Raw genomic sequence first — 7,342 nt, 5'->3', positions numbered from 1 at the left:
AAGTTGGAAAGAATCCAGAGATGATTGCTGACGTAATGTCGCGATTTGCAAGTCAATCAACTGAAGGACTTCTCGTTTGGATGGCGGAGGCTCTTGAGCGCAACGCTTAGGGCGAAGAAACGGCGCAAACCTGCGAAATCGCCTGTTTACAACACCAATAACCATTCGAGGCTGCGACAAGCGGTGAGCTTACAATTCTGGTTCGACTGAAGCCCCAAGTTTGGCTAGGGCTTAAGGAGACCTGAACCATGAGTTCCTTTGCAATCAGCGTGATCGCGTTCGCCTGTGTGTTCGGAGGCGCATTGGCTGGCATGCTTCTTCGGGGTGTGCTGCCCCAGCACCATCTCAGTGCTGATTCGAAGGACACGGTGAAACTGGGCATGGCGTTGGTCTCCACTATGTCTGCACTGGTTCTTGGTTTGCTAGTCTCTTCGGCAAAAAGCTTCTACGACACCCAGGGCGCCGAACTGAACCAGATTTCGGCCGACATCGTGGCGCTGGATCGCCTGCTGGCCCATTATGGGCCGGAGACGAACGAAGCACGCGAGGTGCTGCGTGGCGCCGTTCTCAGGCAGCTTGAACGACTCTGGCCGCGGGAAGGCACACGGTCGGAAGCGCTAGGAACCTCTGAGGCTCTCCTCGAAAAAATTCAGGGACTCTCGCCCAAAGACGACAAGCAACGCTCGCTTCAAGCTCAGGCGCTCAATATTGCGATTAGTGTCGGGCGAATCCGCTGGTTGATGTACGCGCAGGGAAATGCCTCGGTTTCCAAGCCCTTGCTGGTAATCATGGTCTTCTGGCTTACTGTGGTTTTCGTCAGCTTCGGCCTGTTCGCACCTCACAACCTGACCACCATCGCTAGCCTCATGGCTGCTGCGTTGTCGGTTTCTGGCGCGATCTTTCTTATCCTGGAGATGTATTCGCCTTTTGGCGGTCTGATTCAGATCTCGAGCGCTCCCCTCCGCTCTGCGCTGACACACCTTGGCCAGTAGCATAAGGAACGCACCCCACAGTCATCCCAACGCTCTGCTCTGAAAATGCAGGGGGACGCGCCGCGCCCGTCAATTGTCGAAATATCCCCCGATTTCACTCATTGACCTTGGCCAACAGGCAAACAGACGGCGCAAGCTGGTGTAATCGCCTGTTACAAGTGAGTTTTGTGGGGAAATTTTGTTTCGGCCTTTTTCCTCTTTATAGGTTATTGAGGGAAATGGCGGGGACGACGAGACTCGAACTCGCGACCTCTGCCGTGACAGGGCAGCGTTCTAACCAACTGAACTACGTCCCCGCTTTTCGGGTGAACCGTCGGCGGAATGGTGGGCAGTGCAGGACTCGAACCTGCGACCTCCTGCTTGTAAGGCAGGCGCTCTAACCAGCTGAGCTAACCGCCCTCTGTGCCTTCTCTCCTCAGAATCTCACAGGGACAGAGGGACAGCAATTCAGTATACGTGAGGGCAGAAAAGTTGGTCAATTTGCCACGCGGCATCAGCGCTCAACCGCGCGGGCCAGTCGAGGCACAAGCGCCCATGGCAAGAGCTATTGCCCCACCCGGTAGCACGCGGCGAGGCTTAGGGGCGACCATCGGGCTCATGCCCCTGGCGATCGGTCCCCTTCCCGTCCCAACATTTCCTGCATTTGTCACCGGCACACTTGCCACTTGGTACCCACGCTGCTTAGCATTGATCAACGGCCGCGTTGACGTGGGGCTCTCATAAGTCAGACTTTCGTGGATTGCAGTCAGCTCCCGCAATCCGCCGCTGTCGAGAGATAAATTACAGACGAGTGACCGTCTCCACCCCAATTCGAATCAGCGAGTCCGCGGTCGTCACGCGCGCGACAGGCGCCAGCACGCGCGTTGTCTCGGTGGACATGCTCCGGGGCCTGGCCATGGTACTGATGGCACTCGATCATACCCGTGATTTTCTAACTCATCTGCGGTTTCCACCCGAACTCCTCAGCCAGACCTACGGGGCACTGTTCTTTACACGATGGATCACGCATTTCTGCGCACCGATTTTCTTCTTCCTCGCCGGGACGGGAGTTTATTTGTCGAGCACGCGTGGCAAGTCACTCAGCCAGATCTCGCGCTTCCTCTGGACCCGCGGACTGTGGCTCGTGTTGCTTGAGCTGACGGTGATTTGGTTTGGCTGGACCTTCGTGCCTCATGTCGGAGGTGCTGCGATCGTGATCTGGGCGCTGGGCTGGAGCATGGTCCTGATGGCGGCCATCGTGCGCCTCCCCTTCCCCGCAATTGCGGTGCTGAGTTTGGGAATGATCGCTACTCACAATTTGCTGGATCCCATCAATCCAGCCAGTTTCGGCAGATATTCGTGGGTATGGCTGACTCTGCACGTTCCCGGTTTTTACCTGATTAAGCCTCCGCAAACGGGCTTTTTCATTCTTTATCCTCTTATTCCCTGGGTAGGCGTCATGGCTGCGGGTTACTGCTTTGGCGCGTTAGTGACGAAGCCGCCCGAGGAACGGCGGAGGGTGTTTTTCCGGCTCGGCCTCGCCTTGACGCTTACGTTCTTAATGCTGCGTGGCCTGAATCTCTACGGCAACAGTCCCGCCGGACTTGGTTTTGGCTTTCCCTTTTCCGCCGGACCCTGGCAGGTTCAGCACTCGCTCAGCTTGACGGTAATCTCATTCTTCAACACTGAGAAATACCCGCCCTCTTTGCAATACCTGCTGATGACGCTTGGACCGTCGCTAATACTTCTCGCCGGCTTTGAATGTTTAAATCCGTCCGGTCGTCTGGGCAGAGTACTTCTGGTCTTTGGCCGCGTGCCGATGTTCTATTACGTTTTGCACATTTATCTCATCCATCTCATGGCCGTGGGCGTAGGGCTCTTATTCCACCAGCCCGTTTCCTGGCTGCTGCATGGTGGAGCTTTCCTTTCCTCTCCGCCGCCTGGTTACGGGCACAATCTGCCATTCATCTACCTGATGTGGCTGACCGTGGTGGCAATCCTCTACTTCCCTTGCCGCTGGTTCATGCGACTTAAAGAGCGACGCAAGGATTGGTGGCTTAGCTATCTCTGAGCCATCCCTGACATGCTTACGCTCGATCCATCATCTGAAGCAGCTTTTGCTTCACCTCAGGCCATTCTTCTGCCACGATGGAATATCGGGCGGAGTCGCGAGCGGTGTGGTCCACGGCTATTTTGTGAGCGCGAAGAATTCCTTCGAATTGTCCTCCGATGCGTTCCAGCGCGGCGCGCGAGCGCTGGTTTCGCGCGTCGGTGTGAAAACAGACGCGAAGCACCTTCCAGGTCTCGAAGGCGTGCGACAGCATGAGCAGCTTAGCTTCAGTGTTGGCGGCGGTCCGGATGGCAGAAGGCGTCAGCCAGGTGTAGCCGATCTCACAAACATCAGGTGTGCCGCGGTCATTTTTTCTGGGGTGCCGGTCGGGCCACGACCAGCGCTCGACATTCCAGAATCGGGTGGAACCGATCACCTGGCCGTCAGTTATGCGCACGGTCGCAAAGGGCAGCGCGGTTCCTTCGTCTTGCCAGGCGAGGGCGGTATCGATGTATTTGGCGGCCTCGGCCTTACTTTGTGGGACGGGGGTCCACTGATACAGTGAGGGATCGGCTGCGGCAGCAGCCACCAGCCCATCGACATGGTGATGTCCGAGCGGCTCGAGACGAATAACTTTTCCCTGCAGCACAATCCCATCCGTTCCCATGGAGCTACTATGCAACGTCAAGGTTGCGTCCGGCAACTTCGGCTGCTTCGGAGGTGCGACCGTCCACCGATACAGGCGCACAGGTCACACGCTTGCGCATCACTGTTATTCTCTTTTCGGTGCGCCGACTTGTAATCAATGCCGATGACTTCGGGCTGACTCCAGGAGTCAACCGGGGCATCGCCGAAGCTCATGAACATGGCATCGTCACCTCGAGCACCCTAATGGCCAATGGCGCGGCGCTTGGCAATGCGGTCGAGATTGCGCGCTCGCAGCCGGGGCTAAGCGTCGGCTGTCACCTCGTATTAATCGACGGATCGCCGCTCCTACCTGCCGAGCGGGTCAGAAGCTTGCTTGCGCCGGAAGCCAGCCGCAATCCCAATCCCGCATCGCCACATTTTCGCTCCAGCCTGCCAGGCTTTGCGCGCGCAGCAATGACCGGACGCCTCGACCAGCGGCAAATAGAAGATGAAGCGGAAGCACAAATCCGGCGTTTGCAATCGGCAGGCTTGGCGGTTTCTCATATCGATAGTCATAAGCATGTCCATCTGTTTCCTGCGGTCGCTTCCCCCCTCCTTCGAGCTGCCGCGAAGTGTAACGTTCATGCTGTGCGGAACCCGTTCGTCCCTATCCGCCCGCTGGCGTGGGCTCATCTCGTGCGCCGTCCGCGCTTATGGACGAGGTACACGGAAACTAAGGTTTTGCGCCGCTATGCCGACCAATTTCGCCGGCAGGTTGCCGACCAAGGAATGATTACCACCGATGGCAGCTTCGGCGTTGTCGCTACCGGATCGCTGGATGAGAAGCTGTTTCGCGCCATCCTCTGCTCTGTTCCAGAGGGGACCTGGGAATTCGTCTGCCACCCGGGCTACCATGACCCCGAACTCGACCACGTGAGAACCCGCCTGCGCGAGTCTCGCGAGCTGGAACTGCGGGTGCTAACTTCGCAGATGGCGCGGGAGCTGGTGCGCGACGAGGGTATCCAACTGCTCAGTTACACGCAGCTCGTGGCAGAAAACATTCGGAACGTCACAAATGACCGCGGCCCTAGCGGCGCTCCTCCAGCTCGTCCATGAGATGGCTTGTGAGCACTCATCAGAAAAGAAGGGGTGAGGGCTAAAACTGAATCCCAGAGCCGTGGCGCAAATCGAATCCTTTACAGCATCGGGGAGCGCCGATTTGAAGATCGGAATTACCTGCTATCCCACTTATGGCGGAAGCGGAGTGGTTGCCACCGAACTGGGGATTGAGCTTGCCCAGCTTGGCCACGAGATCCACTTCATCACTTATTCTCAGCCCTTTCGCCTGCGCGAGCACCAGCCGAACATCTACTACCATCAGGTCGAGGTTTCGCACTATCCGCTGTTTGACTACCCCCCATATGACCTTGCGCTGGCTACCCGCATGGCGGAAGTGGCCCAGATCTACGGGCTTGATCTGTTACACGTTCACTATGCGATCCCGCATTCGGTGAGCGCGCTGCTCGCCAAGCAGATGATCGGATCGGGGCCCAAGGCCAGGCGCTTGCCATTTGTGACTACCCTGCATGGAACCGACATCACACTGGTCGGAGCGGATCGCTCCTACTTGCCCATAACCCGCTTCTCCATCGAGCAAAGTGACGGCGTAACTGCCATCTCCAACTATCTGCGCGACCGCACCTACGCGGAATTCAAAGTTCAGAATCAGGTGGAGGTCATCTACAACTTCGTCAACTGCGACGTTTACCGCCGCGACCCCGGCTGGGAGCGCCGCCGGTCTGAGTTCGCGGACGCGAACGAACGTCTGCTGGTTCACCTCTCTAACTTCCGTCCGGTAAAGCGCATCTGGGACGTGATTGAAATTTTCGACCGGGTACAGAAACAGATTCCGTCGCGGCTGCTGCTGATCGGCGATGGACCCGACCGCTCCCGCGCCGAGTGGATGGCAATGGATAAAGGAATTCACAAGCGCATCATATTCCTGGGCAAGCAGGACCTGGTTCACGAAAAGCTCGCCCTCGCTGACGTGATGCTGTTACCCAGCGAACTGGAGTCGTTCGGGCTTGCAGCCCTGGAAGCAATGGCGTGCGAGGTCGTGCCGGTCGCGACCGGAGTGGGAGGAATCCCGGAAGTGATCGAGGATGGGCGCACTGGCTTTCTGGCCAAAGTCGGGGACGTCGAGACCATGGCACGCCAGGCGGTGGATATTCTCGGTGATGAGCCGCGCCTACGGCAGACGGGACAGCGGGCCAGAGCAGCAGCCATGAGCCGCTTCTGCCACAGCAAAATCATTCCCCAATACGAGGAGTTTTACCGCAGAGTGCTGGATCGGGCTGCTTGAACTGGATTGGCTGCGGGAGAGACCTCTTCCCCGGCGAAAATCGGAATGATCAGCTCAACCAGGGTTCCGCCGGAAGGATTGTTGTTGACCACCATTTTCGCCGAGTCGCCATAAAGGACCCGCAGCCGCTCCGAAACATTGGCCATGCCAATCCCGGTGCCTCCAAATCCTGTGGGACGTTCCAGGAAGCCATCGCTCATCCCCACCCCATCGTCCTGAACCTGAATCACCAGCGTGCCGCCGTGCAGCGCACTTCGAATGACAATCGATCCACCTTCGATTTTCGGACCCAAGCCGTGCTTGATCGAATTTTCCACCAGCGGCTGCAGCACCATGCTGGGGACCAGGGCATCGAGCGAGGCCGGATCGAGCTGCTTGATGACCTGCAACTTGTCGTGGCCAAAGCGAACGACCTCGATGTCCAGGTAGTCGTCGATGAATTCGATTTCCTCGCGCAGTTGCACAAATGCATCCGCTTTGCGTAAAAGCCGGCGCAAGATGTTGGCCAGCTTCACGATCAGTTCGCGGGCCGTGTCCGGATCGAAGCGGACCAAGGAGGATACAGAGTTCAGAGTATTAAACAGAAAATGAGGATTGATCTGGCTCTGCAGCGCTTCCATGCGTGCCTGCAGCAGCAATCGCTCCTGCTCTTCCAGCTTCAACTCGATGCGGGTGTTGTTCCAGATCTTGAGCGGGATGCCGATGCAAAAGATCGTGCTCGCGAAATTCGCGACTTGCACCCAAAGATTCCGGCTGTCGAGGGTGAAAAGAAATCCCGGGCGCCATCTCGCCAACTCGATGCCCAGAAGACGCAGCGCAATGATCACCAGAAAAAGCGTGATCTGCCAGTCCAAGCGGGGGCGGGGAAAAAGTTTGCGTATCCAACGGTAGATATTGAGGTCAACAAACGGGGAGAAGGACCAAATCAGATCCCGGTCGGTTGCCCCGGTCCTCAGCAGCCCCATGGTGAGTCCTACCAGGATGTTGAAGGGCAGACTGAGCCACTCCGCATGCATGACCGCTGGAATTGCCAACAGCAATCCACCCAGAGCACCGGCAAGCGGTCCACCCACAACTCCCATGAGTACGGCCGCTTCGAATGAAAGATCCGCCGCGAGGAAATTAGGAGTGCTCGCCCGAACGAGCACGCCCAAAGCAAACGGCACGGACATGAAGATTGCCAGATATATGGTCTGACTGAAAGTGCGGTCTTCGTGGAAGAGGAGCCTCTGGAATTCGCGCGATCGCACCAGCGCACTGCCCACCGCGGCGGCCACGCCCAGCTTGATCAACAGCGAAATCAGGATCAGCTTGTCCATCCGCAAACAAGTG

6 protein-coding genes and 2 tRNA genes are annotated in these 7,342 nt (G+C 57.6%); 4 read left to right on the top strand and 4 right to left on the bottom strand.

The window, feature by feature from the left end; translation table 11 throughout:
• Positions 1-248 precede the first annotated feature (248 nt).
• Positions 249-992, top strand: coding sequence for a hypothetical protein (locus VEG30_10120; GenBank protein HXZ80273.1), 744 nt, complete (start codon positions 249-251; stop codon positions 990-992).
• Between the two features lie 219 nt (positions 993-1,211).
• Here the strand turns inward: VEG30_10120 and VEG30_10115 are convergent.
• Both VEG30_10115 and VEG30_10110 read right to left on the bottom strand, forming a co-directional pair.
• Positions 1,212-1,288: transfer RNA gene (locus VEG30_10115), tRNA-Asp, on the bottom strand.
• Between the two features lie 26 nt (positions 1,289-1,314).
• Positions 1,315-1,391 (bottom strand) — tRNA-Val (locus VEG30_10110).
• A 391-nt stretch (positions 1,392-1,782) separates the two neighbouring features.
• Here VEG30_10110 and VEG30_10105 point away from each other — a divergent pair.
• Positions 1,783-3,042 carry a heparan-alpha-glucosaminide N-acetyltransferase domain-containing protein gene (locus tag VEG30_10105; GenBank protein ID HXZ80272.1) on the top strand — a complete coding sequence of 420 codons (1,260 nt, stop codon included), beginning with the start codon at positions 1,783-1,785 and terminating at the stop codon, positions 3,040-3,042.
• Positions 3,043-3,058: 16 nt separating this feature from the next.
• Here VEG30_10105 and VEG30_10100 read toward each other — a convergent pair whose 3' ends face one another.
• The gene (locus VEG30_10100; GenBank protein ID HXZ80271.1) at positions 3,059-3,724 is read right to left on the bottom strand and encodes a GNAT family protein; all 666 of its coding nucleotides are present in this window, start codon (positions 3,722-3,724) and stop codon (positions 3,059-3,061) included.
• A 17-nt stretch (positions 3,725-3,741) separates the two neighbouring features.
• On the opposite strand from VEG30_10100, the gene VEG30_10095 reads away from it, so the two are divergent.
• On the top strand, positions 3,742-4,764 hold the full coding sequence (locus VEG30_10095; GenBank protein HXZ80270.1) for a ChbG/HpnK family deacetylase: 1,023 nt from the start codon (positions 3,742-3,744) through the stop codon (positions 4,762-4,764).
• A 103-nt stretch (positions 4,765-4,867) separates the two neighbouring features.
• Positions 4,868-6,010: an N-acetyl-alpha-D-glucosaminyl L-malate synthase BshA gene (gene bshA, locus VEG30_10090; GenBank protein HXZ80269.1), complete on the top strand. Its 1,143-nt coding sequence runs from the start codon at positions 4,868-4,870 to the stop codon at positions 6,008-6,010.
• On the opposite strand, the gene VEG30_10085 is transcribed toward bshA, so the two are convergent.
• The gene (locus VEG30_10085; GenBank protein ID HXZ80268.1) at positions 5,980-7,329 is read right to left on the bottom strand and encodes a histidine kinase; all 1,350 of its coding nucleotides are present in this window, start codon (positions 7,327-7,329) and stop codon (positions 5,980-5,982) included. The two genes, bshA and VEG30_10085, sit on opposite strands and share 31 nt — an antisense overlap.
• Between the last annotated feature and the right edge of the window lie 13 nt (positions 7,330-7,342).

Source organism: Terriglobales bacterium (assembly GCA_035624455.1).
Classification (GTDB): Bacteria; Acidobacteriota; Terriglobia; order Terriglobales; family Acidobacteriaceae; genus DASPRM01.
The sequence above is the reverse complement of the archived record's forward strand: the minus strand, read 5'-3'. Positions and strand labels throughout refer to the sequence as shown.